At 75.0% G+C, this 22,942-nt stretch carries 20 protein-coding genes; 15 read left to right on the top strand and 5 right to left on the bottom strand.

Features of this window, described 5'->3' with window-relative positions; genetic code table 11:
• Positions 1 to 225 precede the first annotated feature (225 nt).
• Together H9X71_RS00335 and H9X71_RS00330 are read left to right on the top strand one after the other, a co-directional pair.
• The gene (locus tag H9X71_RS00335; RefSeq protein WP_191147801.1) at positions 226 to 729 is read left to right on the top strand and encodes a MarR family winged helix-turn-helix transcriptional regulator; all 504 of its coding nucleotides are present in this window, start codon (positions 226 to 228) and stop codon (positions 727 to 729) included.
• The gene (locus H9X71_RS00330) at positions 726 to 1,145 is read left to right on the top strand and encodes an NUDIX hydrolase (protein WP_244961674.1); all 420 of its coding nucleotides are present in this window, start codon (positions 726 to 728) and stop codon (positions 1,143 to 1,145) included. The genes H9X71_RS00335 and H9X71_RS00330 overlap by 4 nt, the downstream gene beginning before the upstream one ends.
• A gap of 10 nt (positions 1,146 to 1,155) precedes the next feature.
• Here H9X71_RS00330 and H9X71_RS00325 read toward each other — a convergent pair whose 3' ends face one another.
• Positions 1,156 to 1,896, bottom strand: coding sequence for a phosphotransferase (locus H9X71_RS00325; protein ID WP_191147800.1), 741 nt, complete (start codon positions 1,894 to 1,896; stop codon positions 1,156 to 1,158).
• Positions 1,897 to 1,967: 71 nt separating this feature from the next.
• Between H9X71_RS00325 and H9X71_RS00320 the strand changes: the two genes are divergently transcribed.
• Complete coding sequence (locus tag H9X71_RS00320) at positions 1,968 to 3,353, top strand: MFS transporter (protein ID WP_191147799.1); 1,386 nt, start codon at positions 1,968 to 1,970, stop codon at positions 3,351 to 3,353.
• Positions 3,354 to 3,365: 12 nt separating this feature from the next.
• Here H9X71_RS00320 and pcp read toward each other — a convergent pair whose 3' ends face one another.
• Entirely contained in the window at positions 3,366 to 4,007 is a 642-nt protein-coding gene (pcp, locus tag H9X71_RS00315) for a pyroglutamyl-peptidase I (protein ID WP_191147798.1), read from the bottom strand.
• Positions 4,008 to 4,151: 144 nt separating this feature from the next.
• Here pcp and H9X71_RS00310 point away from each other — a divergent pair, with 144 nt between their 5' ends.
• The 3 genes from H9X71_RS00310 (at position 4,152) to H9X71_RS00300 (ending at position 6,069) form a co-directional block, all read left to right on the top strand.
• Positions 4,152 to 5,429, top strand: coding sequence for a hypothetical protein (locus tag H9X71_RS00310; protein ID WP_191147797.1), 1,278 nt, complete (start codon positions 4,152 to 4,154; stop codon positions 5,427 to 5,429).
• A 116-nt stretch (positions 5,430 to 5,545) separates the two neighbouring features.
• The gene (locus H9X71_RS00305; RefSeq protein ID WP_191147796.1) at positions 5,546 to 5,809 is read left to right on the top strand and encodes a hypothetical protein; all 264 of its coding nucleotides are present in this window, start codon (positions 5,546 to 5,548) and stop codon (positions 5,807 to 5,809) included.
• Positions 5,810 to 5,811: 2 nt separating this feature from the next.
• On the top strand, positions 5,812 to 6,069 hold the full coding sequence (locus H9X71_RS00300; protein ID WP_191147795.1) for a hypothetical protein: 258 nt from the start codon (positions 5,812 to 5,814) through the stop codon (positions 6,067 to 6,069).
• 17 nt (positions 6,070 to 6,086) lie between these two features.
• On the opposite strand, the gene H9X71_RS00295 is transcribed toward H9X71_RS00300, so the two are convergent.
• Both H9X71_RS00295 and H9X71_RS00290 read right to left on the bottom strand, forming a co-directional pair.
• A complete protein-coding gene (locus H9X71_RS00295) occupies positions 6,087 to 6,737 on the bottom strand; it encodes a class F sortase (RefSeq protein WP_191147794.1) in 651 nt (216 codons plus the stop codon).
• 5 nt (positions 6,738 to 6,742) lie between these two features.
• Positions 6,743 to 7,453, bottom strand: coding sequence for a CHRD domain-containing protein (locus tag H9X71_RS00290; RefSeq protein ID WP_191147793.1), 711 nt, complete (start codon positions 7,451 to 7,453; stop codon positions 6,743 to 6,745).
• Positions 7,454 to 7,742: 289 nt separating this feature from the next.
• Between H9X71_RS00290 and H9X71_RS00285 the strand changes: the two genes are divergently transcribed.
• Both H9X71_RS00285 and H9X71_RS00280 read left to right on the top strand, forming a co-directional pair.
• Positions 7,743 to 8,246 (top strand): sigma-70 family RNA polymerase sigma factor, encoded by a 504-nt coding sequence (locus H9X71_RS00285; RefSeq protein ID WP_244961673.1) that lies wholly within the window; start codon positions 7,743 to 7,745, stop codon positions 8,244 to 8,246.
• Positions 8,243 to 9,049: a hypothetical protein gene (locus tag H9X71_RS00280; protein ID WP_191147791.1), complete on the top strand. Its 807-nt coding sequence runs from the start codon at positions 8,243 to 8,245 to the stop codon at positions 9,047 to 9,049. The genes H9X71_RS00285 and H9X71_RS00280 overlap by 4 nt, the downstream gene beginning before the upstream one ends.
• A 42-nt stretch (positions 9,050 to 9,091) precedes the next feature.
• On the opposite strand, the gene budC is transcribed toward H9X71_RS00280, so the two are convergent.
• Positions 9,092 to 9,859, bottom strand: coding sequence for a meso-2,3-butanediol dehydrogenase (budC, locus tag H9X71_RS00275; RefSeq protein ID WP_191147790.1), 768 nt, complete (start codon positions 9,857 to 9,859; stop codon positions 9,092 to 9,094).
• 257 nt (positions 9,860 to 10,116) lie between these two features.
• On the opposite strand from budC, the gene H9X71_RS00270 reads away from it, so the two are divergent.
• From H9X71_RS00270 to H9X71_RS00240, 7 genes are all read left to right on the top strand, one after another.
• Positions 10,117 to 10,800: a 4'-phosphopantetheinyl transferase family protein gene (locus tag H9X71_RS00270; RefSeq protein ID WP_244961672.1), complete on the top strand. Its 684-nt coding sequence runs from the start codon at positions 10,117 to 10,119 to the stop codon at positions 10,798 to 10,800.
• Between the two features lie 17 nt (positions 10,801 to 10,817).
• A complete protein-coding gene (locus H9X71_RS00265; RefSeq protein WP_244961671.1) occupies positions 10,818 to 14,228 on the top strand; it encodes a thioester reductase domain-containing protein in 3,411 nt (1,136 codons plus the stop codon).
• Positions 14,229 to 14,483: 255 nt separating this feature from the next.
• Positions 14,484 to 16,079, top strand: coding sequence for an APC family permease (locus H9X71_RS00260; protein ID WP_191147788.1), 1,596 nt, complete (start codon positions 14,484 to 14,486; stop codon positions 16,077 to 16,079).
• Complete coding sequence (locus H9X71_RS00255; protein WP_191147787.1) at positions 16,076 to 16,918, top strand: urea amidolyase associated protein UAAP1; 843 nt, start codon at positions 16,076 to 16,078, stop codon at positions 16,916 to 16,918. Before H9X71_RS00260 ends, H9X71_RS00255 begins: the two co-directional genes overlap by 4 nt.
• Positions 16,915 to 17,607, top strand: a complete 693-nt coding sequence (locus tag H9X71_RS00250) for an urea amidolyase associated protein UAAP2 (RefSeq protein ID WP_191147786.1) — start codon at positions 16,915 to 16,917, stop codon at positions 17,605 to 17,607. The genes H9X71_RS00255 and H9X71_RS00250 overlap by 4 nt, the downstream gene beginning before the upstream one ends.
• On the top strand, positions 17,604 to 21,242 hold the full coding sequence (gene uca / locus H9X71_RS00245; RefSeq protein ID WP_191147785.1) for an urea carboxylase: 3,639 nt from the start codon (positions 17,604 to 17,606) through the stop codon (positions 21,240 to 21,242). The genes H9X71_RS00250 and uca overlap by 4 nt, the downstream gene beginning before the upstream one ends.
• Positions 21,239 to 22,924 carry an allophanate hydrolase gene (locus H9X71_RS00240; RefSeq protein ID WP_244961670.1) on the top strand — a complete coding sequence of 562 codons (1,686 nt, stop codon included), beginning with the start codon at positions 21,239 to 21,241 and terminating at the stop codon, positions 22,922 to 22,924. Before uca ends, H9X71_RS00240 begins: the two co-directional genes overlap by 4 nt.
• Positions 22,925 to 22,942 lie beyond the last annotated feature (18 nt).

Genomic DNA, 22,942 nt, shown 5'->3' with positions numbered 1-22,942 from the left:
TCTGACTCCGGGTGCGTAGAGGGGGAAGGGGCTGGGTGAGCCCCCGACGAGAAGTTGGTGACTCGCTTTGCAAGTAACTCGAATGTATAGCTACTCCAGGATCGTGCGAAGTCCCCACTCCGGGGGGCATGCGTCCGCCGCAGGGGACGGGACGGCCGGTGTCGCGTTACAGTCGCTGGACCGCATCCGGGACCCCGCCCGGAGCCCCCGACGCAGGGACGCCCGATGACCCCGGAGAGAACCGCTCCCCGCCGCCGCCGCGACGACGACGCCACGGCCGTGGAGGCCCTCGCGAACGCGCTGCACATGGTCGAGACGGCCCAGCGGCACCTCCGCACCCGCATCGCGCAGGACATCGGCGTGAACGTGACCGACCTCACGGTGATCAGCGTCGTCGGCGACCTCGGCCGGATGACGCCCAAGATGCTGGCCTCCGAGATCTCCATGGGCACGGGCGCGGTGACCGCCGTGATCGACCGGCTGGTCGGCGCCGGCCACCTCGGCCGCGTGCCCAACCCGCGGGACCGCCGGAGCGTCTTCCTCGAGCTCACGGACGCGGGACGGAGGACGCTCGCGCGGATGACCGACGACTACCGGGCCGCCGCGGCGGTGGCGCTGCACGCGTCGCCCGCGCTCGGCACGGAGGAGACGGCGGAGGACATCGCGCGCGCCGCCGTCGCCATGACGGCGCACACCATCGACGGGCCGGACGCGGCGGCGGGGTCGTGAGCGACGGGCCCGACCCCGCCGAGGGATGCCAGGTGGTGCTCGTCGACCGGGCCGGGCGGATCCTGCTGCAGCTGCGCGACGACATCCCCACCATCCCCTTCCCCGGGATGTGGGCCGTCCCCGGCGGGATGCTCGAGCCGGGCGAGACGCCGCTCGCGTGCGTCGTGCGCGAGGTGGAGGAGGAGCTGGGCGCGCGGATCCCGGCCGAGGAGGTGACGCACCTCCTCACGCGCACGCGCTCCTACGGGATCGAGCACACCTTCGCGGCGCGGCTCGACGTGCCGGCGGAGGAGATCCGCCTCACCGAGGGGCAGCGCGTCGCGTGGTTCGCGCTCGACGAGGCCGTCGCGATGGAGCTGGCGTACGAGGACGCGGACGTGCTGCGGGAGGTCGCGGGGCGGCTGCCGCGCGGATGAGGCGCGGGACTCAGCGGGCGCGCTCGGCCTCGAGGATCCGTCGGAGGACGGCCGCGTCCGCCTCGTAGAGCACGGCCTCGTCGCGGAGGTGCGGCTTGCCGAGCTCGTCGGCCTTCTCGTCCGACATGGCGGCGAGGTCGTGGAGGCGCAGCATGGCGACGCGGATCACGTCGGCCCACGTCGCGTCGGACCCGTACGCGTCGAGGAGCAGCCGCACGCGACGACGCGCGTCGTCCATCCGGGGCGCGCCCTCCGGCGTGGATCCCGTGAGCGGCACCGCGCGGGTGGCCAGGTACGCGAGATCCCAGATGCGCGGGCCGGGCGAGCACATGTCCACGTCGATCACGCCCGTGAGGCGGCCGCCCGCGAAGACCAGGTTGTGCGGCGCGAAGTCGTTGTGGCAGATCACCTCGCTCGGCACCTTCGTGTTCGACTGCCAGATCGCGCCGTCGAGCGCGAAGCCCACGCTCGCGTCGTGCAGCTCGCGGAGGCGGCGGCCCGCCTGGACGAGCACGTCGTCGGCCCAGATCCAGTCGGGCAGCGGGTACACGGGCACGTCGCCGGGGAGGAAGGAGAGGCGCTCGCGGTCGCCCTCGATGCCGAGCGGCTCCGGGATCCCCTCGACGCCCGCGAGCGCCAGGTGACGGAGGTAGCGGTGCACGGTCGGGGTCCAGGGGCCGGCGTCGCGGAGGACGGTGTCGCCCTCGCGCTCGACGCGGTTCATGTTGCCGCCTGCGAGGGGTCCGTCCATCGGGCCAGCGTAGGGCGGGGCGGGCGGCCGCACGACCCCGGCGCGACACACCCACCCGCTAGGTTGCGAGCATGAGCACCACCGCGCCCGGACGCACCGACGAGCCCGCCGCCCCGCCCCGCCGACGCGTCGCCGCGTGGGCGCTCTGGGACTGGGGATCCGCCGCCTTCAACGCGGTCGTCACCACCTTCGTGTTCAGCACCTACCTCGCCAGCAGCCTGTTCGTGGATCCCGCGATCGTCGCGGCCGCGGGCGACGACGACCGGAACCCGGCGCTCGTCGCGGCGAAGGCCGACACGTCCGGCGTGATCTCGCTCGCGCTCACCGTCGCGGGCCTCCTCATCGCCGTGCTCGCCCCCGTGCTGGGGCAGCGCTCCGACGGCTCCGGGCGCCGGCGGCTGTGGCTCGGGATCAACACGGGCGTCGTCGTGCTCGCGATGCTCGGCATGGTGCTCGTGGAGCCCGTGCCCTCCTACCTGTGGCTCGGCGCCGTGCTGCTCGCCACCGGCAACGTGTTCTTCGAGTTCGCGAGCGTGAACTACAACGCGATGCTCGTGCAGGTGAGCACGCCGCGCACGGTCGGCCGCGTCTCCGGGCTCGGCTGGGGCATGGGCTACGTCGGCGGCATCGTGCTGCTCGCGCTGCTGCTCGCGCTCTTCCTCTTCGACTTCGGGACGCCCGGCGCATCGGGTCTCCTCGGCCTGCCCTCGGGCGCCGAGGGCGGCGCGCTCGACGTGCGCATCGCGATCCTCGTGGCCGCGATCTGGTGCGCCGTGTTCTCGATCCCCGTGCTCGTGGGCGTGCCCGAGATCCCCGCGACGCCGGGGCGCGCGCGCCAGGGCATCGTCGCGTCGTACCGCACGCTGTTCCGCCGGATCGCCGAGCTGTACCGGGAGTCGCCGCGCGTGCTCGTGTTCCTGCTCGCGAGCGCGGTGTTCCGCGACGGGCTCGCGGCGGTCTTCACGTTCGGGGCGATCATCGCGGCCCAGGTCTTCGGCTTCACGACCACGGAGGTGCTGCTGTTCGGCGTCGCGGCCAACGTGGTGGCCGGCATCGGGACCTTCGCGGCCGGCTGGTTCGACGACCGGTTCGGCGCGAAGCCCGTCATCCTGGTGTCGCTCGCGTGCCTCATCGTCGGCGGATCCGCCGTGCTCGCCGTCGGCGACGCCAAGGCCGGCTTCTGGGCGACCGGCCTCTTCCTCTGCCTCTTCGTGGGGCCCGTGCAGTCGTCGAGCCGCACGTTCCTCGCGCGCATCTCCCCCGCCGGCCGCGAGGGCGAGATGTTCGGCCTCTACACGACCACCGGCCGCGCGGTCTCGTTCCTCGCGCCCGGCCTCTTCGGCATCGCCGTGGCGATCACGGGCGACACGCGCTTCGGGATCATCGGCATCGTGATCGTGCTGCTCGCGGGGCTGCTGCTCATGCTGCGGGTGCGCGGGGCGGACGCGCGGGTCTGACCCCGCCGCGGATCAGTCGAGCGACCCGCCGCCCACCTTCACGTCGGTCGCGTTGGCGAGCGTCGCGCGCACCACGGCAGTGAGGGCCGTCGCGAGCTGGTCCATGCGCATGTAGGGGCGGTCGGTGCCGATCGCCTCCTCCGTCGAGTACGGGATGTGGACGAAGCCGCCGCGGGTGCCCGGGCGCTCGCGCAGCTCGTGCATCAGCAGGTAGAAGACGTGGTTGCAGGTGTAGGTGCCCGCGGTCTGCGAGACGATCGCGGGGATCCCCTTCGTGCGCACGGCCTGGACTGCCGCCTTGATCGGCAGGGTGCTGAAGTAGGCCGCCGGGCCGCCGTCGACCACCGGCTCGTCGATGGGCTGGAAGCCGGTGTTGTCCGGGATGCGGGCGTCGTCGACGTTGATCGCGACGCGCTCCACCTCGAGCGTCTCGATGCCGCCGGCGAGGCCCACGGAGATCACGACGTCCGGCTGCACCTCGGCGAGCGCCGCCCGCAGCGCGTCGTCGACCTTCGCGAAGTCGACGGGCAGCTGGCGCACCTGGATCTCCGCGTCGCCGTCCCAGCGGTCGCGCACCTCCTGCACGGCCGTCCACGAGGGGTTGCTGGTGTCGCCGTCGAAGGGCTCGAATCCGGTGAGGAGGACGGTGGGCATGCGGGGGCTCCTGACGTGCGGGGGTGGGGGCGGATGCCACGCTACGCCCCCTCTCGAGGCGGACCCCTACGGGGGGATGCGGCGAGCGGGGGCACGGAGGAGCATCGACGCGGGGACGAGGACGCCCCACAGGGAAGGAACCACATGATCCGCATCACCGGGGGACGACGACTCCCGCTCACCGCACTGGCCGTCGTGGTCGCCGCCGGCACCGCGTTCGCGGGCGTCGCGCCCGCGCAGGCCGCGACCGCGCCGACGCCCGCTCCCGCCGCTGACGCGGCCGCCGCCGCGATCCCCATCCCGGCCCCCCAGGTGAGGCCGAGCTCGTTCGAGTTCGGCTCCACGCCGGTGTTCCACGGCTTCGTCACCGCCGACCTGTCGGGCCTCCCCGACGGCGCCGACCGCGACCTCCGCTACGAGTACCAGGTCGACGGCACGGGGACCTGGCGCTCCGCCGGATACACCAGCGTGTCCGGGTTCGACGACGACGAGGTCTACCTCCCCGGGGCCTCCGGGACGCACCTGCTCAGCGTGCGCGTGGTCGGGACGGTGGACGGCGTCCCGGTCACCGGCGCCGCATCCGCGCCCCAGGAGGCCCGCTTCGTCGGCGGGACGCTCGAGACCACGCCCGAGGTCGTCGTGGACGGGCCGTCCGTCACCTTCCGCTGGGACGTCCGCGAGGCCCTCAACGGGGTCACCCCCGAGGAGAGCCGCATCTTCTACCAGCTCGACGACGGCGCGTTCGTGGAGGTCGGCGGCGTGGGATCGGTCACGGTCAGCCCCGGCTACGGCAAGCGCGTCGGCTTCGACCTCACCTACGGCTTCATCGCCGACACCTACCTGACCGTCCACGTCGACGGTGTCACGGCCGACGCCCCGGGTGCGAAGCGCCTGACCGCCGCGCCCCTGCCGTCGATCGTCGGCTCCGCCGACTTCGGCCAGACGCTCTCGGTGCGCACGGGCGCATGGCAGCCCGCACCCGTGACGCTCGAGTACCAGTGGTACCGCGACGGCGTGCGGACCGGCGTCCAGACGCCGACCTACGAGGTGCGCGGCGCCGACATCGGGCACCGCATCACGGTCTCTGTGCGCGGATCGCGTGACGGCTACATCGCGCAGACCCGCACCTCGGGTCCGACCAAGAAGGTCGCGGAGCCCGTCGTCACCGCGGGCACGCCCCGCGTCACCGGCAACCCGGTCGTCGGCCGCACGCTCACCGCGCAGCCCGGCGTCTGGAAGCCGTCGACGCTGGAGCTCGGCTACCAGTGGAAGCGCGACGGGAAGGTCATCCCCGGCGCGACCGCGAAGACGTACACGCTGACGGAGGCCGACCGCGGGCACACCGTCCACGTGGTCGTGAGCGGGGTCATCTACCTCTACGACCGCGCCGCCGTGGCGAGCGCGGGCGTGAAGGTGCGCTGACCCGCGCATCCACCGCCCGACGGGCCCGGCTCCTCCACGGGGCCGGGCCCGTCGGCGTCCGCACCACGTGCGACGGGGCCTCGCCCTGGTGCGCCCGCGGCCGATAGCTTCGGGGCATGATCTCCTCCCCCGGCATCGGCTTCGGCCTCACGTGGTACCTGTTCGTCACGCTCGCGGTCGTCGTGCTCTCCGTCGTGCTGGCCGTCGTGCTCATCCGGCTCGCGCTCGCGGCCCGGCGGACGCTGCTCGTCACGACGACGCTGCAGGAGGCGCGGCTCGAGCTGATCCGCGAGCAGACGGCTCGGCTGCAGGCCGACGACGGGGATCAGCCGGGCGGGCCGTACGCGCCCGGCGCGGGGCCCGTCGGACCGGTCGCCTGAGCGTGGACGACACGTACGACAGCATCGTGCTGCCGACCGGCTACGACGTGGTCTGGTCGATCGTCACGGTCGTCGTCCTCGTCGCGATCGTGATCGCGCTGGTGGCGCTCAGCCGATCCCTGCGCGCCGGCCACCGAGCACGGGTCGCATCCGCGGCGCTCGACGAGGCCCGGCTCGAGCTGGTGCGCGACCGCACGGCTCGGTTGCGCGCGGGGCTGCCGGACGTCGGGGGTCCGGGGTCGGAGGATCCGGCCGCCTGACGGCATCGCGTCCCGGATCAGCCGACCGGCTCCGCGAACACGACGCGGTTGTCCTCGTAGTGGCCGACGCTGCGGTCGAAGATCCCGCCGCAGGTGATGAGGCGCAGCTGATCCGTGGGCTGGGCGCCGAAGACGCGCGCGGTCGGGAAGTCGGCCTTGGCGAAGTCCGCGACCTCGGTCACGGCGTAGCGCGTCGCGCCGCCGTCGACGTCCTGCACGGACACCTCGTCGCCGACGCCGAGCTCGGCGAGCCGGGCGAACGCCGCGGGCCCCACGCGCGAGTCGACGTGCGCGGCGATCACGGTGGGTCCGCGTCCGCCGGGGCGACCGCCGCCCGTGAACCAGCCGACGTCGTCGAAGTCGACGGGCACCTCCATCCGGCCGTCGGGCGCGATGCCGAGGTCGATGAGCGGCTCGTCGAGCTCGATGGCGGGGATGGCGACGCGGGTCGGGACCGCGCCGAGGCCCTGCACGACCTGGGGGTCGGTCGTGGGCTGGGCGCTCGGCGCGGCGTTCGGGGGCGCGGACGCGGGAGGGGCCGCCGGAGCGGGTGCCGGATCCGCGGGCGCGCATCCCGCCAGCACGGCGAGCGGGATCAGCGCGGCCGCGAGCACCGTGGCCCGACGGGCGCGCCGCGCGGGCGACGCATCCGCCGGACCGCGGTGCACGGGGATCAGGACTCCTGGGCGCGGTGGCGGCGCATCAGCACGACGCCGGCCGCGGCGAGCGCGACGGCACCGCCGCCCGCGACGAGCGGGAGGGCGGCCGAGGGGGAGGCGGCGGATCCGCCGGCGCCCGTGTCGACGCCGCCGACCGGCACCTGGGTCAGCTGGCCGCGCACGGCGCCCGCCGCGAACGACGCGGTGTGGCTGTCGGCCGCGAACGCGGACGGGTCGGCCTCGATCTGCGCGACCGTGAAGCCCTCGCCGGTGTCCTTGCCGTCCGGGGCGATGCCCGTGGTGAAGGGCCCCTGCATGCAGCCGGAGCTGGTGCGGGTGCCGGTGCCGGCGTCCGCGGGGTTCGGGAAGGCGATCCGGGGCGGGCCGGCCTTGCCCGCGGCGGCCTGGTGGATGTGCGTGGCCGTCTTCGCCGGGCTCTTGTACTCGCCGGTGACGCCCGTGAGGGTGATGTCGTAGCAGATCGTGTTCGACGTCGAGTCGAGGCGCAGGTCGAACCGGCCGGTCGCGCCGGGCTCGCCGGGGGTCGCGACGCCGTCGGCGTTGAGGACCTGGTCGGGCGTCGCCATCACGGTGAACGCGCTCGTGAAGCGGTCGGGCTCGGGGACGGTCGTCTCGGCGGACGCGGGCGTCGCGGCGAGGAGGGTGAGGGCGACCGCGGCGGCGCCCCCGATGGTCGTGTTCCGGACGAGTCTCGTGTGCGTCATCGCGTGCAGCCTCTCGTGGTGGGGCGCCCGAGCGGGCACCGCTTCTGACAGGGCATACGCACGGCGGGCGGCGGGCGTTCATCGGGTGCCGGGATCGATCCGGGCGATCTCGTGCGGGCGATCTCGTGCGGACGATCCCGTGCGGGCGGGGGTCCCTCCCGGCCCCGCGATGAACGCCGGCGCCTCCGCCGACGTATCCCCCGGTGAGGGCGCGCACCCGCCGCCTAGGCTGGGGATCACGATGGCGCTCGTCCTGACGCGTCCGGCACCTGCACCCGAGCGGAGCACGATGAGCGCATCCCCGCCCGGCCTCGACGTGCGCCGGGCGTTCGCGGAGCACGGGAGCGCGCTGCTCGGCTTCGCGGTCAACGCCCTGCAGGACCGCCAGCTCGCCGAGGACTGCGTGCAGGAGACGTTCCTCCGCGCCTGGCGCGCCCGCGACTCCTTCGACGGCGAGCGCGGCAGCGCGCGCACCTGGCTGTTCGCGATCGAGCGGCGGGTGATCCTCGACGTGCACCGCGCCCGGGCCCGCACCCCGCGGATCGTCGCCGAGGAGGAGGCGCCCGAGCAGGCGGCGCGGGAGGCGGATCCGCTCGACCGGCTCGGCATCGTCGAGGGCCTCGCGCGCCTCAGCGACGCGCACCGCGAGGCCGTCGTCGCCGTCCACCTCACCGGGCTCAGCTACCAGGAGCTCTCCACGGCCACGGGCGTCCCCGTCGCCACCCTGCGCACGCGCGTCTTCCACGCGCTCCGCGCCCTCCGCACGCATCTCGACGAAGTGGATCCCGCATGACCGACGACCGCACACCCGGATCCGACGCCGCAGGACCCGACGACCGCCGCGGCGAGCTCATCGCCGCCGCCCTCGCCGACGACCTCTCCCCCGCCGAGGCCGCGGAGCTGGAGGCGATGCGCGCGGCCGACCCGACGATCGACGACGAGATCGCGCTGCTCGGCGGGCTGCCGTCCGCGATCCGCGGGGTGGGCGCGTGGCAGGAGGCGGAGCCGAGCGCGGAGCTGGCGCGGCGGATCGGGCTGATCGCGGACGGGCGCGGGGAGGGCGCGGCGACGGCCCCTGCTGCGGCGACGGCGGACGCCGGGCTGCCGGAGATCACGGCACGGCCCGCCGACCTCGACGGGCACCGCGCGCGCCGCGGATCCCGCCCCCGCCGCACCGCGCTGCTCCTCGCCGGCGCCGCCGCGTGCCTCGCGCTCGGCGCGGCCGGCGGCGCGATCCTCGCGACCCCGCGCGCCGACGTCGCGACCGGCCCGGCCGGCACCCTCGGCGCGCTCGAGGACGTGTCGTTCGCGGGCGCCCCCGCGGGCGTCGACGTGGAGGGCGACGTCGTCGCGCACACCTGGGGCACCGAGACCCTGCTGTCGGTCGACGGCCTGCCCGTGGGCGACTCGTTCTCGGTGGTCGTGATCGACGCCGACGGCGACGAGCACGCGTCGGGCACGATGCTCGGCTCCGCCGTGCGCATCGACTGCCGCCTCAACGCCGACGTGATGCGCCGGGACGCGGCCTCCGTCGAGATCCGCGACGCCGCGGGCGAGCGGGTCGCGGTGGCCGAGCTGCCGCCCGTCACGGCCTGACCCGACCCGCGCGCCCGGACGACTGGCGCGACGCGCGACGCGCTACGCCTGCGAGGGCTGCCCGTTGCTCGCCGTGGTGCCGCCGTCGACGGGCAGGATCGCGCCCGTGATGAAGGACGCGTCATCGCTCGCGAGGAACGCGATGGCGGCCGCCACCTCGTGGGCCTCGCCGCCGCGGCCGAGCGAGATGCGCTTCGCGAACTCCGCCTTCAGCTCCTCGTCGTCCTCCTTGCCGGCGACCAGCTCCGTCCAGATCAGGCCGGGCGCGACCGCGTTCACGCGCACGCCGTCGACGCCGTGGTCGAGCGCGGACGCCCGCGTGAAGTTGCTCACGCCGCCCTTGGCCGCGTTGTAGGCGCTCATGTGGTGGTCGGCCGCCATGCCCGACACCGACGAGACGTTGACGATGGATCCGCGCGTCGCGACGAGGTGCGGCAGCGCGGCACGGGTGCCGTAGAAGACGCCCGAGAGGTCGGTGTCGATCACGCGGTGCCACTCCTCGTCGGTGATGCCCGTGATCGGACCGGCCTGGAAGGTGCCGGCGTTGTTGACCAGCACGTCGAGCCGGCCGTGCGCCTCGAGGGCGGTGGCGACCGTGCGGTCGGCGTCGGCCGAGACGGCGGCGTCCGCGACGAGCGCGGTGGCGGTGCCCGCGGGGAGCGAGTCGGCGACCGCGCGGATCTTGTCCTCCACGCTGTCGGTGATCACGACCTTCGCGCCCTCGGCGACGAAGCGGCGGGCGGTGGCCTCGCCGATGCCGGATCCAGCGCCCGTGATGATGACGACCTTGCCGTCGAAGCGTCCAGCCATGGTGATCCTCCTGAGGGGTTCGCGGGGACGACGGGCAGCGTCGCCGCGAGGCGCGCGCACCGCCGTCGGGAGCATCCAGCCGACTCCTGACGGGCGTCACCGTCAAGGTCCGTGGAGGCGACTCGGAGGCGCCGGGCGGCTCCGGGCGGGCGGGCGGCCGCCAGGTCCCCTCGCCGGTCCGGCGGCGGAGTGTAGCGCTCGGTCCGGGACCCGGGAACCTCGGAGGAAGCGGTCGTTTAGTTGTGTCAATGCAACTAATGACACTGGTCCCGTGGGAGGCCCTCCTGCCGGGATCCGTGGTCGTGGCGACCGCGGACGACGACGTGGACGGGACCCTCGTCGAGGACGAGCGCGACGCCGTCATGACGGCGCTCCCCGCCCGCCGCGCCGAGTTCACGACCGGCCGCGTGCTCGCGCGGCGGGCGCTCCACGCCCTGGGCATCCGGCCCGCGTCGATCCCCGCCGCGCGGAGCGGTGCGCCGGTGTGGCCGCCCGGGGTCGTCGGCAGCCTCACGCACTGCGTCGGGCTCCGCGCGTGCGCCGTGGGACGACGCGACGAGCACGCCGGGATCGGCATCGACGCCACGCCCGCACGGACCCTCCCCGGAGGCGTGCTGGCGCGCGTCGCGGATCTCGGCAGCGCGCCCGTCGCCGCGGGCCTCGACGCGCTCCGGGCAGCCGGGGTCGGGAGCCCGGACAGCGTGCTCCTCGCCGCGGCCGAGGCCGTCGCGAAGGCCCGGACCTCGGCGCACGGCGGGTGGCACGGCATCGACGGCGCGCACGTGGCGCTCCGCCCGGACGGCTCCTTCGCCGTCCGCGCGCGCCGGGGGCCGTCCTTCGCCGCGACCGGGAGGTGGGCGGTGGCCGGGGGGATGGCGCTGGCGGGCATCGCGCTCGACGCGCACGGAAGCCGGAGCGCAGGCGCGCGCCGGGACGGATAGAGGAGAGGACGGACAGCATGGGGATAGAGCAGACGGGGACCGAGCAGGTGGGGATCGAGCAGACGGGGACCGAGCACGACGACGCGTCGATCGGGGCGATCTTCGAGCGGCACGCGGAGCGGACGGCGCTGCGGCAGCGCTCCGGGGCGGAGATCACCGACACGAGCTTCCGGGAGCTGTGGGAGCGGGCCAGCGCGCTGGCCGCGGCGCTCGGCGGGACCGTGTCCGCCGGCGACCGGATCGCGGTGCTCGGGTCCGCGACCGCGGACGCCGTCACCCTCGACCTCGCCACGTGGATCCTCGGCGCGGTGAGCGTGCCCCTGCAGGCGAGCGCGCCCGTCGCGGCCCTGGACGCGATCGTGGAGGAGACGGCGCCGGTCTGGATCGCGGCCACCGCCGAGCAGTCGGCGACGGCCCGGGCGGTCGCGGAGGCGTCGGGCGACGGCATCCGCACGATGCTGCTCGACACCGGCACCAGCACCAGCACCAGCACCGACGCTGACACCGACCTCACGCTCGACGGGCTGGTCGCCCGCGGCGCCGGCCTGCCGCGCGTCGGCCCGTGGCACCCCGCACCGGGCGAGGATCCGCTCGCGCTCCTGCTCTACACGTCGGGCAGCACCGGCACGCCGAAGGGCGCGATGTACACGCGCTCGATGGTCGAGCGGCTGTGGCACGCCGTCGGGCCCGACGCCGCCACGGGCGCCGGCGCGGCCGACGCCATCGTCGGATACGCGTACCTCCCCCTGAGCCACCTCACCGGCCGCGCCGCCCTCCTCGCCACGCTCGGCCGCGGCGGCACGGTCGCGCTCGCGACCTCGACCGACCTGTCGACGCTCTTCGACGACCTCCGCGCCTTCGCCCCGACCGAGTTCGTCTTCGTGCCCCGCGTCGCCGAGATGGTCCGGCAGGAGGGCGACCGCGAGGAGCAGCGGCGGCTCGCCGCCGGCGGCGCGGACCCGGACGCGGTCCGCGCCGCGGTGCGGGCCGACCTCCGCGTCCGCGCGTTCGGCGGCCGGATCAGCCAGGCGATCTGCACCAGCGCCCCGCTGACCCCCGAGCTCCGCGCGTACGTCGAGGAGTGCCTCGGGATCACGCTGCACGACATGTACGGGTCGACCGAGGCCGGCGGGATCCTCCGGGACGGGGTCGTCCAGCAGCCTCCCGTCACCGAGCACAAGCTCGTCGACGTCCCGGAGCTCGGGTACCGCACCACCGACCTCCCGCACCCGCGCGGCGAGCTGCTCGTCAAGAGCGCCGCCGTGATCGCCGGGTACTTCCGCCGGCCGGACGTCACCGCCGCCGTGTTCGACGAGGACGGCTTCTACCGGACCGGCGACGTCATGGCGCGGACGGGACCCGGCACGTACGAGTACCTCGACCGCCGCAACAACGTGCTCAAGCTGTCGCAGGGCGAGTTCGTCGCGGTGGCGTCCCTCGAGGCGACGTACGGCGGGACGCCCGAGGTGCACCAGATCGCGCTGCACGGCGACAGCCGGCACGCGTTCCTCGTGGCGGTCGTCGTGCCGACCGAGGCCGGGGCGTCCGAGCGCGACGTCCTCGCCGCCCTCCAGCGCACCGCGCGCGAGCACGGCCTCGCCCCCTACGAGGTGCCCCGCGGCGTCATCGTCGAGCCGCAGCCGTTCACGGTCGACGGCGGCATGCTCTCCGACGCCGGCAAGCTCCTGCGCCTGCGCCTCACCCAGCGCTACGGCGAGCGCCTCGGCGCCCTCTACGACGCGCTCGAGGCGCAGCAGAGCGGCACCCTGGCGGCCGCCCTCCGCGATCGCGACGCCGACGAGCCGACCGTCGACACGGTGGTGCGCGCCGCCCTCCTGCTCCTCGGGGCCGAGGTGCCGCCGGCGACCGCGGCCGCGGCCGCGGCCCGGTTCTCGGACCTCGGCGGGGACTCGCTGTCCGCGCTGACGTTCTCCGGGATCCTCGAGGACGTGTTCGGCACCGAGGTGCCCGTCGGCGTCATCACCGACCCGACGAACCACCTCGCCGCCGTGGCCGCGTTCGTGGACCGCTCCGCCACCGACGACCGGCCGACCGTGACCCGCGTGCACGGCGCCGGCGCGTCCACCCTCCGCGTGGGCGACCTCCGGCTCGAGCGGATGCTCGGCGGCGTCCCGACGCCGGTCCCCCGCGCGTCGGCCGCCCGGCCGGGAGCCCGGACCGTGCTGCTCACCGGCGCGAACGGCTACCTCGGCCGGTTCCTCGCCGTCGACTGGCTCGAGCGCCTCGCCCCGGAGGGCGGCACGCTGGTGTGCGTCGTGCGCGGCGCCGACGACGCCGACGCCCGGCGCCGCCTCGAGGCCGCGTTCGCCGCCGACCCCGCGTTCGCGCGGCGCCTCGCCGAGCTGTCGGGATCGCTCGAGGTCGTGGCCGGCGACGTCAGCGAGCACCGCCTCGGCCTCGACGAGGAGCGGTGGATCGACCTGGCCGCCCGGGTCGACCTCGTCGCGCACGCCGCGGCGCTCGTCAACCACGTGCTCCCGTACCCGGCGCTCTTCGGCCCGAACGTCGTCGGCACCGCCGAGGTGATCCGCCTGGCCATCGCCGCCGGCAGCGTCCCGGTCACCTTCGTCTCGAGCGTCGCCGTCGCGGGCGGCGCACGGCCGAGCGCCGCCGCCGACGCCGAGCCGTCCGCGCCCGGCCCGCTCGACGAGGACGCCGACATCCGCGCCACGATCCCCGAGTGGGCCGTCGGCGACGAGTACGCGAACGGGTACGGCGCGAGCAAGTGGGCGAGCGAGGTGCTGCTCCGCGAGGCGCACGAGCACCACGGCGTCCCCGTGGCCGTGTTCCGCTCCGACATGATCCTGGCGCACCCGCGCTGGCGCGGTCAGGTGAACCTCCCGGACGTCTTCACCCGGCTGATCTGGAGCGTGCTCACCACCGGGCTCGCCCCGGCGTCGTTCGTGCGGCGCAGCCCCGACGGCGAGCGGCAGCGGTCGCACTACGACGGCCTGCCCGCCGACTTCACGGCGGCCGCGATCGACGGGATCGGCGCCGCGCTCACCGAGGGGCACCGCACCTTCAACGTCGTGAACCCCCACGACGACGGCGTCTCGCTCGACACCTTCGTCGACTGGCTCCGCGAGGACGGCCATGACATCGAGCGCGTGGAGGACCACGCGGAGTGGGTCGGCCGGTTCCGCGCAGCGCTCGGATCGCTGCCGGACGCGGACCGCGCCCGGTCCGTCCTGCCGCTGATGCACGCGTTCGCGGCACCCGAGGAGCCGCACGCCGGCTCGGCGATCCCCGCCGACGCGTTCGCCGCGGCCGTCCGCGAGGTCCGCCCGCTCGGCAGGTCGGAGATCCCGTCGCTCGACCACGCGCTCATCGCCAAGGTGGCGGACGACCTCGCGTTCCTGGGACTGCTCGCGCCCACGCCCGCGCCGACGCCGGTGGCGGCTCGGTGACGCCCGCGCTCGGGGCCTGAGACGGAGGGGCCGGCAGCCGCGCGCTGCCGGCCCCTCCGTGCGCGCGGACGTCCGCCGAGGGCGCCCGGATCCGTCGCGCCGGAGAAGATACACGCCGGTAACACGAGGGAAACGGCCGCGATACCGGGCAGAACCACACTGGACGGAAATACCTATCGCTCGATAGATACTCCGACCGGGCAACCGGATCTCCGGCGCATCCGCAGCACCGCGCCCTCGTGAGAGGCCAGAAGATTGAGCACCCCGCACACCCCCTCGTCGGCCGCGGCACCCGCCACGGCACCCGCCCCCGTCGTCCCGCCCGGCTACGCCCAGGAGCTGCATCGCGGCGTCGGGCCGTTCTCCTCGTTCGCGGCCGGGTTCTCCTTCGTGTCGATCCTCACCACCGTGTTCCAGCTCTTCGGCCTCGGCTTCGGGCTGGGCGGCGCGGCCTTCTTCTGGGCGTGGCCCATCGTCTTCGCGGGCCAGCTCCTGGTGGCGCTGAACTTCGCGCAGCTCGCGGCATCGTGGCCCATCTCGGGCGCGATCTTCCAGTGGTCGAGCAGGCTGGCGGGCACGACCTTCGGCTGGTTCACCGGCTGGACGATGATCGTCGGCCAGATCCTCACGGTCGCCGTCGCGGCCATCGCGGTGCAGGCCGTGCTGCCGTCCATCTGGGCCGGGTTCCAGATCGTGGGCGGGCCGGATGCCGACCCCTCGGTCGCCTCGCCCACCGGATCCGCGAACGCCGTGCTGCTCGGCATCATCATGCTGGCCGTCACCACGGTCGTGAACATCCTCAGCGTGCGGCTGATGGCCCGCGTCACGACCGCGGGCGTCGCCATCGAGATGGTGGGCGTGGTCGCGCTGGTCGCCGTGCTGTTCCTGCTGCCGAAGCGCGGACCGGAGGTCGTCTTCTCGACGGCCGGGTCGGTCAGCACCGAGCCGTACGTGTGGGCCTTCCTCGCCTCCTCCCTCATGGCCGCCTACGTGATGGTCGGCTTCGACTCCGCGGGCGAGCTCGCCGAGGAGACGCACAGCCCCCGCAAGACCACGCCGAAGACGATCATCCGCGCGCTCACGGTCTCCGGGCTCGGCGGGGCGCTCCTCATCGTCGGCGCGCTCGTCGCGGCGCCCAGCCTCACCGACGGGAAGCTCGCCACGCAGGGCCTCGCCTGGGTCATCACCTCGGTCGCCGGCGAGGTGGGCGGCCGCCTCCTCCTCTGCGCGGTCGCGGTGGCGGTGTTCGCGTGCACGCTCGCCGTGCAGACGTCGGGCACCCGAATGATCTACTCGATGGCCCGCGAGAAGGCGCTGCCGTTCCACCGCCAGCTCGCGAGGGTGTCGCCGCGCACGGGCACGCCCGTGCTCACGTCGGTCGTGGTCGGGGTCGGCGCGGTCCTCGCGCTCGTCGTCAACGCCGGCCAGTCCGCCATCTTCACGGCGCTGTCGAGCCTCTGCATCGCGATGCTGTACCTCGCCTACCTCGGCGTGACCGGCCCGCTGCTGGTGGCCCGGATCCGCGGGCGCTTCCCGGCCGGCGGCGTCGACGAGGACGGCAAGCCGCTGTTCACGCTCGGCCGCTGGGGGATCCCCGTCAACGCCGTCGCCGTGCTCTTCCAGGCGGCCATGGCCGTGAACCTCATCTGGCCCCGCCCCGAGATCTACGACCTCACGGGCGAGTCGTGGTGGCTGCAGTACAGCGCGCTGCTGTTCATCGGCGCGACCCTCGCCGTGGGCTGGGGCTACCACGCGTGGCGGCACCGCTCCGACGGGCCGCTCCAGCTGACCGAGGTGCCGACGACCGCGACGATCCCCGTGGTCGAGCAGGCGGGGGCGGGCATCCGATGAGGGACCTGCACCTGACCGACAGCGTCACCGCGTCCCGCGCGGACGCCCGCGCGCAGGCCGACCGCCGCAGCGAGTGGATGCCGTACGTGCCCGCGTCCTCGTCGCCGCACCGGCCCGACGGCGTGGCCGCGGAGGAGCTCACCTGGGCCGAGACCGTCGCGCCCGGCGGGTACGCGCACCGGGTGCTGGCGCGCGGATCCCGCCTCCGCCTCGACGACCCCACGGGCGACGCCTCGGCGCACCTCGTGCTCTACGACGCGCTCGCGCCGTGGGAGCGGCTGAACGCGGCGGACACCGTGAAGATCCCGTGGCAGGCGTACCTCGGCGAGGGCTCCCCGCTGCTGAGCGGCGACGGGCGGATCCTCGCGAGCATCGTCGAGGACACGTCCGGCCACCACGACGCGCTCTGCGGCACCTCGACCGACGCGCTCAACGACCGGCGCTACGGCGGATCCGCACCCGAGGGCCCCACGCCCAGCGGCCGGTCGCTGCTCGTGAAGGCCGCCGCGAAGCACGGCCTCACCCGGCGCGACCTGCCGCCCGGCGTCTCCCTCTTCCAGGGCGTGCGCGTGGAGGAGGACGGCGCGCTGCGGCCCACCGGATCCGCCGGGCCCGGCACGCACGTGACCCTCGTGGCCGAGATGCCGCTCCTGGTGCTCCTGGCGAACGTGCCGCACCCGCTGGATCCCCGGCCCGACCACGTGGTGGGCCCGCTGCGCGTGCACGCCTGGCGCGGCTCCCCCACCGGCCCGGACGACGCGCGCTTCCACGCGAGCCCCGAGATGACCCGCGCCTACCTGAACGCGATCGACCACTGCGAAGCGAGAGGAACCCGATGACGCACGTCCCGGCATCCACCGTCCCGACCGGCGCCGTCCACGCGCCCGACGCCGTGCTCGACTGGGGCTCCCCGCTCGTCGACGGCACCGTCGTGCGCGACGACCGCGTGGCCCCGCTCGCCCCGTGGTCGGCCGTCGTGCGCGCCGGCGAGGTGCTCACGATCGTCGACGTGGGCGGCAACCAGTCGGCCGACTGCCTCGTCTACGACGCGGAGGACCCGGACGAGCGCTACAGCGTGCCCGACACCCTCGTGGCGCAGGGGAACGCGTACATCCGCACCGGGACCGTGCTCATGTCGAGCGAGGGCCGACCGCTGATGACCGTGGTGGGCAACGAGATCGACCGCCAGGACACCCTCGGCGGCGCCTGCTCGAAGGAGTCGAACACGCTCCGCTACGGCCACCACACCGCGCACCAGCACGGCTGCCGCGAGAACTTCCTCACGGAGGGCGCGCGGCACGGGCTCGGGGCCCGCGACGTCGTGTCCAACATCAACTGGTTCATGAACGTGCCGGTGGAGGAGGACGGATCCCTCGGGATCGTCGACGGCCTCAGCGCGCCCGGGAAGCGGGTGGCGCTGCGCGCGGAGCGGGACGTGCTGGTGATCGTCTCCAACTGCCCGCAGATGAACAACCCCTGCAACGACTTCAGCTGCACGCCGCTGCGGATGATCGTGGTCGCGCCGTGAGCCGCGCGCTCGACCTCGACACCGTCCTCGTCGCCAACCGCGGCGAGATCGCGTGCCGCGTGATCCGCACGGCGAAGGCCATGGGGATGCGCACGGTCGCGGTCTTCTCCGACGCCGACCGGGCCGCTCCCCACGTGCGCGAAGCCGACGAGGCCGTGCGCCTCGGGCCGGCGGCGCCGCGCGAGTCGTACCTGCGCATCGACGCGATCATCGAGGCGGCCCGCGCGACGGGCGCCGGCGTCATCCACCCCGGCTACGGGTTCCTCAGCGAGAACCTCGAGTTCGCGTCCGCGTGCGAGGAGGCGGGGATCCGGTTCGCGGGCCCGACGGCCGACCAGATCCTCGCGTTCGGCGCGAAGCACACCGCGCGCGAGCTGGCCGAGGCCGCGGGCGTGCCCCTGCTCGCCGGCACCGGGCTCCTCGCGGACGCCGACGAGGCCGTCCGCGAGGCCGCGCGCGTCGGCCTGCCCGTGATGCTCAAGGCCACGGGCGGCGGGGGCGGCATCGGCATGCAGGCGTGCGCGACCGCCGACGAGGTGCGGGAGGCGTACGGGCGGGTGACGCGGCTCGCGGAGTCGGCGTTCGGATCCACCGGCATCTTCCTCGAGCGCCTCGTGCGCCCGGCCCGGCACGTGGAGGTGCAGCTCGTGGGCGACGGCACCGGCCGCGTGGCCGTGATCGGCGACCGCGACTGCTCCCTCCAGCGCCGCAACCAGAAGGTCATCGAGGAGGCGCCCGCGCCCGCGCTGCCCGACCGCGTGCGCGCCCAGCTGCACGCCTCGGCGCGCGCGCTCGCGGAGTCGGTCTCCTACCGCAGCGCCGGCACGGTCGAGTTCGTCTACGACCCGGTGCGCGAGGAGGCCGCGTTCCTCGAGGTGAACACGCGCCTCCAGGTCGAGCACCCCGTCACCGAGGAGGTGCACGGCGTCGACCTCGTGGAGCTCATGCTGCGGCTCGCGCGCGACGGCGCCGCGGGCCTCCCCGACGACCTCTTCACGCGCGAGTGGATCCCCGAGGGCCACGCCGTCGAGGCCCGCGTCTACGCGGAGGACCCGGCGAAGGGGTCGCTCCCGTCGAGCGGGCTCGTGACGCAGGCCGTGCTCCCGACGGGTCCCGGGATCCGCGTCGACGGCTGGATCGAGACCGGCCTCGAGGTCTCCGCCTCCTACGACCCGCTGCTCGCCAAGGTCATCGCCACGGGCGAGACCCGCGACGACGCGCTCGACCTCCTCGGCGAGGCGCTCGACGGCTCGCGGATCGACGGCATCGTCACGAACATCGGCCTGCTGCGGGCGCTCACCGACGACCTCGAGCTCCGCACGGCCACGCACTCCACGTCGACGCTCGACGAGACGGACGACCCGGCGCCGCGCATCGACGTGATCGCCCCCGGCACCATGACCACCGTGCAGGACCTGCCCGGCCGGCTCGGGTACTGGCAGGTGGGCGTGCCGCCGAGCGGCCCGTTCGACCCGGTGTCGCTCGCGGAGGCGAACCTCGCGGTGGGCAACCCGGAGGGCGCGCCCGGCCTCGAGATCACGGCCGACGGACCCGTGCTGCGCTTCTCGACCGCGTCCGTGGTCGCCGTGACGGGCGCGCCCGCGCCCGTCACGGTCGACGGCGAGCCCGCCGCGATGTGGGAGCCGATCGAGGTCGCCGCCGGGCAGACCCTCGCGATCGGCCGCGCCGACGGGCCGGGGCTGCGCCTGTTCCTCGCCGTGCGCGGCGGGATCGACGTGCCCGCGTACCTCGGGTCGGCGTCCACCTTCACGCTCGGCCGCTTCGGCGGGCACGCGGGCCGGGCGCTGCTCGCGGGAGACGTGCTGCGGCCCGGATCCCCCGACTCCGACGCCGACCACCCCGCGTTCCCCGCGGGCGCGCGCCTCGGGCTCATCGGCGGCCCGACGCCCGCGCACCGCCGACCCGCGCTCACCTCCGCGTGGGAGATCGGCGTCACCGAGGGCCCGCACGCGGCGCCCGACTTCTTCACGCGCGCCGACATCGACGTGCTGTACGCCACCGACTACGGCGTGCACCACAACTCGGCGCGCACCGGGATCCGGCTCATCGGCCCGCGGCCCGGCTGGGCGCGCGAGGACGGCGGCGAGGCGGGGCTGCACCCGTCGAACATCCACGACACCCCCTACGCCGTGGGCGCGATCGACTTCACGGGCGACACCCCGATCATCCTCGGCCCCGACGGCCCGTCCCTCGGCGGCTTCGTCTGCCCGGCGGTCGTGGCGAGCGGCGAGCTGTGGAAGCTCGGCCAGCTGCGACCCGGCGACACCGTGCGGTTCGTGCCCGTCACGGAGGCGTCCGCGGCGTCCCTGGTCGACGCGCGCTCCTCGCTCCAGGTGATCCGGTCGGGCGGCGACGGCGACGACGGCGTGATCGGCCGGCTCGAGCCCACCGACGCGCGCCCCGGCGTCGCCTACCGCCGCGACGGCGACGACAACGTGCTCGTCGAGTACGGCGACATGACCCTCGACATCGCCCTGCGGATGCGCGTGCACGCGCTCATGACCCGGCTGCAGGAGCACCTGCCGCCGGGCGTGCTCGAGGTGACCCCGGGGATCCGCTCGCTCCAGGTCCGCACCGACGCGCGCGTGCTCAAGGCCACGGCCGTCACGCGGCTGCTGCAGGAGCTGGAGGACGAGATCCCGCCCACCGGGCAGCTCGTCGTGCCGTCGCGGAAGGTGCGGCTGCCGCTCTCCTGGGACGACCCGGCCACGCGCCTCGCCATCGAGCGCTACATGGCGGGCGTGCGCGACGACGCGCCCTGGACGCCGTGGAACATCGAGTTCATCCGCCGCGTCAACGGCTTCGAGTCGGTCGACGACGTGTTCCGCACGGTCTTCGACGCCAGCTACCTCGTGCTCGGCCTCGGCGACGTGTACCTCGGGGCGCCCGTGGCCACGCCGCTGGATCCGCGCCACCGCCTGGTGACCACGAAGTACAACCCCGCGCGCACCTGGACGGCGGAGAACTCCGTCGGGATCGGCGGCGCGTACCTCTGCATCTACGGGATGGAGGGGCCGGGCGGATACCAGTTCGTGGGACGCACCGTGCAGATCTGGAACCGGTTCCGCCGCGGCGGCCTCTTCCAGGAGGACCCGTGGGCGCTGCGCTTCTTCGACCGCATCGAGTGGTACCCGGTGGGCGCGGAGGAGCTGCTGGAGCTGCGCGCCGAGACGGACGCCGGCCGCGGGCGCTACGAGACCGAGGACGGCGAGTTCTCCATCGCCGACCACCACGCGTTCCTGGCCGCGAACGACGCGTCGATCCGCGACTTCCGCGACACGCAGACGCGCGCGTTCGAGGAGGAGAAGGCGCGCTGGCGCCTGTCGGGCGAGTTCGACGTGCGCGACGAGCCGCCCGTCGTCGAGGCCGCGACCGTGCCGATCCCGCCGGGCGCGACCGCCGTCACGGCGCCCTTCACCTCCACCGTCTGGCGCGTCGACGTGCGCCCGGGCGACCTCGTCGCCGTCGGCGACCCCGTGCTCGCGGTGGAGGCCATGAAGATGGAGTCCGTCGTCGGCGCGACCGCGGCCGGCCGCGTGCTCGACGTCCACATCCGGCCCGGCGAGCAGGTCGCGCCCGGGCAGGTCCTCGCCGTGATCGGAGCCGCATCGTGATCCCCGTCCCCGCCCTCTCGCCCGTCACCCGCGTGCGCGACGCCTACGCCCGCATCGCCGAGGTCGACCGGCCGGAGGTGTGGATCGCGCTGCGGCCCGAGGCCGAGGTGCTCGCGGAGGCCGAGGCGCTGGATCCGACGCTGCCGTTCGCCGGCGTGCTCGTGGCCGTGAAGGACAACATCGACGTCGCCGGGCTCGACACCACCGCCGGCGCGCGCTCCTTCGCGTACCGGCCGGAGCGCGACGCGCCCGCGGTGGCGCGGCTGCGCGCGGCCGGCGCGATCGTGATCGGCAAGGCGGCCCTCGACCAGTTCGCGACCGGGCTCGTCGGCACCCGCTCGCCGTTCGGCGCGGTGCGGAACGCGTGGGATCCGACGCGCATCTCCGGCGGCTCGTCGAGCGGATCCGCCACCGCGGTGGCCCTCGGCATCGTCGACCTCGCGCTCGGCACCGACACCGCGGGGTCCGGGCGCGTGCCCGCGGCGCTCAGCGGGATCGTCGGCGTGAAGCCGACGCGCGGCCTCGTGCCGGCCACGGGCGTCGTGCCCGCGTGCCGGTCGCTCGACTGCGTGACCGCGTTCGGCCGGTCGCTGGAGCTCGCGCGCGCGGCGGTGGAGACCATGTCGGGGCCGGACGGCGAGGATCCGCTCGCCCGCGACGACCTCGCCCTCGCGGCCCTGCCGACCCGCCCGCGCATCGCGGTGCCGCTGCCCGCGCAGCTCGCCGGGCTCGACGCGGGCTGGGACGCGGCGTTCGCCGCCGCCGCCGACCGGTTCCGCGCGCTCGGCTGCGAGGTCGTGGAGGTGGACATCGCGCCGCTGCTCGAGGCCGCGACCCTGCTGTACGACGGCGCGTTCGTGGCCGAGCGGTACGCCGCGGTGGGCGCGCACATCGAGGCGCACCCGGACCTCGTGGGCGACGACCTCGATCCCACGGTCGCGGGCATCGTGCTCGCGGGCGCCCGGCCGAGCGCCGCCGACCTCCTCGCCGACCGCGAGCGCCTCGACCACCTCGCCGCGGCGAGCCGGCGCGTGCTCGGCGACGCGGTCGCGCTGCTGACGCCCACGACCACCGGGCACCCGACGCTCGCGGAGGTGGCCGCGGATCCCGTCGGCGCCAACAGCCGGCTCGGCCGCTACACGAACTGCGCCAACCTGCTCGACATGGCGTCGCTCGCGTTCCCCGCGGGCGCCGTCGCCGGGCTGCCGTTCGGCGTGATGCTCACGGGCCCCGCCTTCACCGACCGCCGCCTGGCCGCGCTCGCGTCCGCGTTCCTCGCCCCGACGATCGACCTGCTCGTGGTGGGCGCGCACCTCCGCGGCGAGCCGCTGAACGGGCAGCTCGTCGCGGCGGGCGGATCCTTCCTCCGCGACGCGGCGACCGCGCCCGAGTACCGGCTGTTCGCGCTCGACACCGTGCCGCCGAAGCCGGGGCTCGTGCGCGCGCCGACGGGCGCCGTCGGGGGCGGGCCGGCCGGGAGCATCGCCGGCGAGCTCTGGCGCCTGCCGGCCGCGGGGTTCGCCACCTTCACGGCCGCGCTCCCCGCGCCCATGGCCATCGGCCGGGTGACGCTCGACGACGGATCCGAGGTCCGCGGCTTCCTGGTGGAGGGCTTCGCGGTGGAGGGCGCGACGGAGATCACCGGGCACGGCGGGTGGCGGGCCTACCGGAGGACCGCGTGACGCGGGCCGTCGCCTGCG

This window comes from Clavibacter zhangzhiyongii (genome assembly GCF_014775655.1).
Taxonomy (GTDB): Bacteria; Actinomycetota; Actinomycetes; order Actinomycetales; family Microbacteriaceae; genus Clavibacter; species Clavibacter zhangzhiyongii.
The sequence above is the reverse complement of the archived record's forward strand: the minus strand, read 5'-3'. Positions and strand labels throughout refer to the sequence as shown.

Coding starts and splice junctions, on each gene's coding strand:
- H9X71_RS00280 (WP_191147791.1), top strand. CDS start 8,243: ATGACCGACGACCGCACACCCGGATCCGACGCCGCAGGACCCGACGAC.
- H9X71_RS00270 (WP_244961672.1), top strand. CDS start 10,117: ATGACACTGGTCCCGTGGGAGGCCCTCCTGCCGGGATCCGTGGTCGTG.
- H9X71_RS00320 (WP_191147799.1), top strand. CDS start 1,968: ATGAGCACCACCGCGCCCGGACGCACCGACGAGCCCGCCGCCCCGCCC.
- budC (WP_191147790.1), bottom strand. CDS start 9,859: ATGGCTGGACGCTTCGACGGCAAGGTCGTCATCATCACGGGCGCTGGA.
- H9X71_RS00310 (WP_191147797.1), top strand. CDS start 4,152: ATGATCCGCATCACCGGGGGACGACGACTCCCGCTCACCGCACTGGCC.
- H9X71_RS00285 (WP_244961673.1), top strand. CDS start 7,743: ATGAGCGCATCCCCGCCCGGCCTCGACGTGCGCCGGGCGTTCGCGGAG.
- H9X71_RS00250 (WP_191147786.1), top strand. CDS start 16,915: ATGACGCACGTCCCGGCATCCACCGTCCCGACCGGCGCCGTCCACGCG.
- H9X71_RS00305 (WP_191147796.1), top strand. CDS start 5,546: ATGATCTCCTCCCCCGGCATCGGCTTCGGCCTCACGTGGTACCTGTTC.
- H9X71_RS00325 (WP_191147800.1), bottom strand. CDS start 1,896: ATGGACGGACCCCTCGCAGGCGGCAACATGAACCGCGTCGAGCGCGAG.
- H9X71_RS00335 (WP_191147801.1), top strand. CDS start 226: ATGACCCCGGAGAGAACCGCTCCCCGCCGCCGCCGCGACGACGACGCC.
- H9X71_RS00255 (WP_191147787.1), top strand. CDS start 16,076: ATGAGGGACCTGCACCTGACCGACAGCGTCACCGCGTCCCGCGCGGAC.
- pcp (WP_191147798.1), bottom strand. CDS start 4,007: ATGCCCACCGTCCTCCTCACCGGATTCGAGCCCTTCGACGGCGACACC.
- H9X71_RS00265 (WP_244961671.1), top strand. CDS start 10,818: ATGGGGATAGAGCAGACGGGGACCGAGCAGGTGGGGATCGAGCAGACG.
- H9X71_RS00290 (WP_191147793.1), bottom strand. CDS start 7,453: ATGACGCACACGAGACTCGTCCGGAACACGACCATCGGGGGCGCCGCC.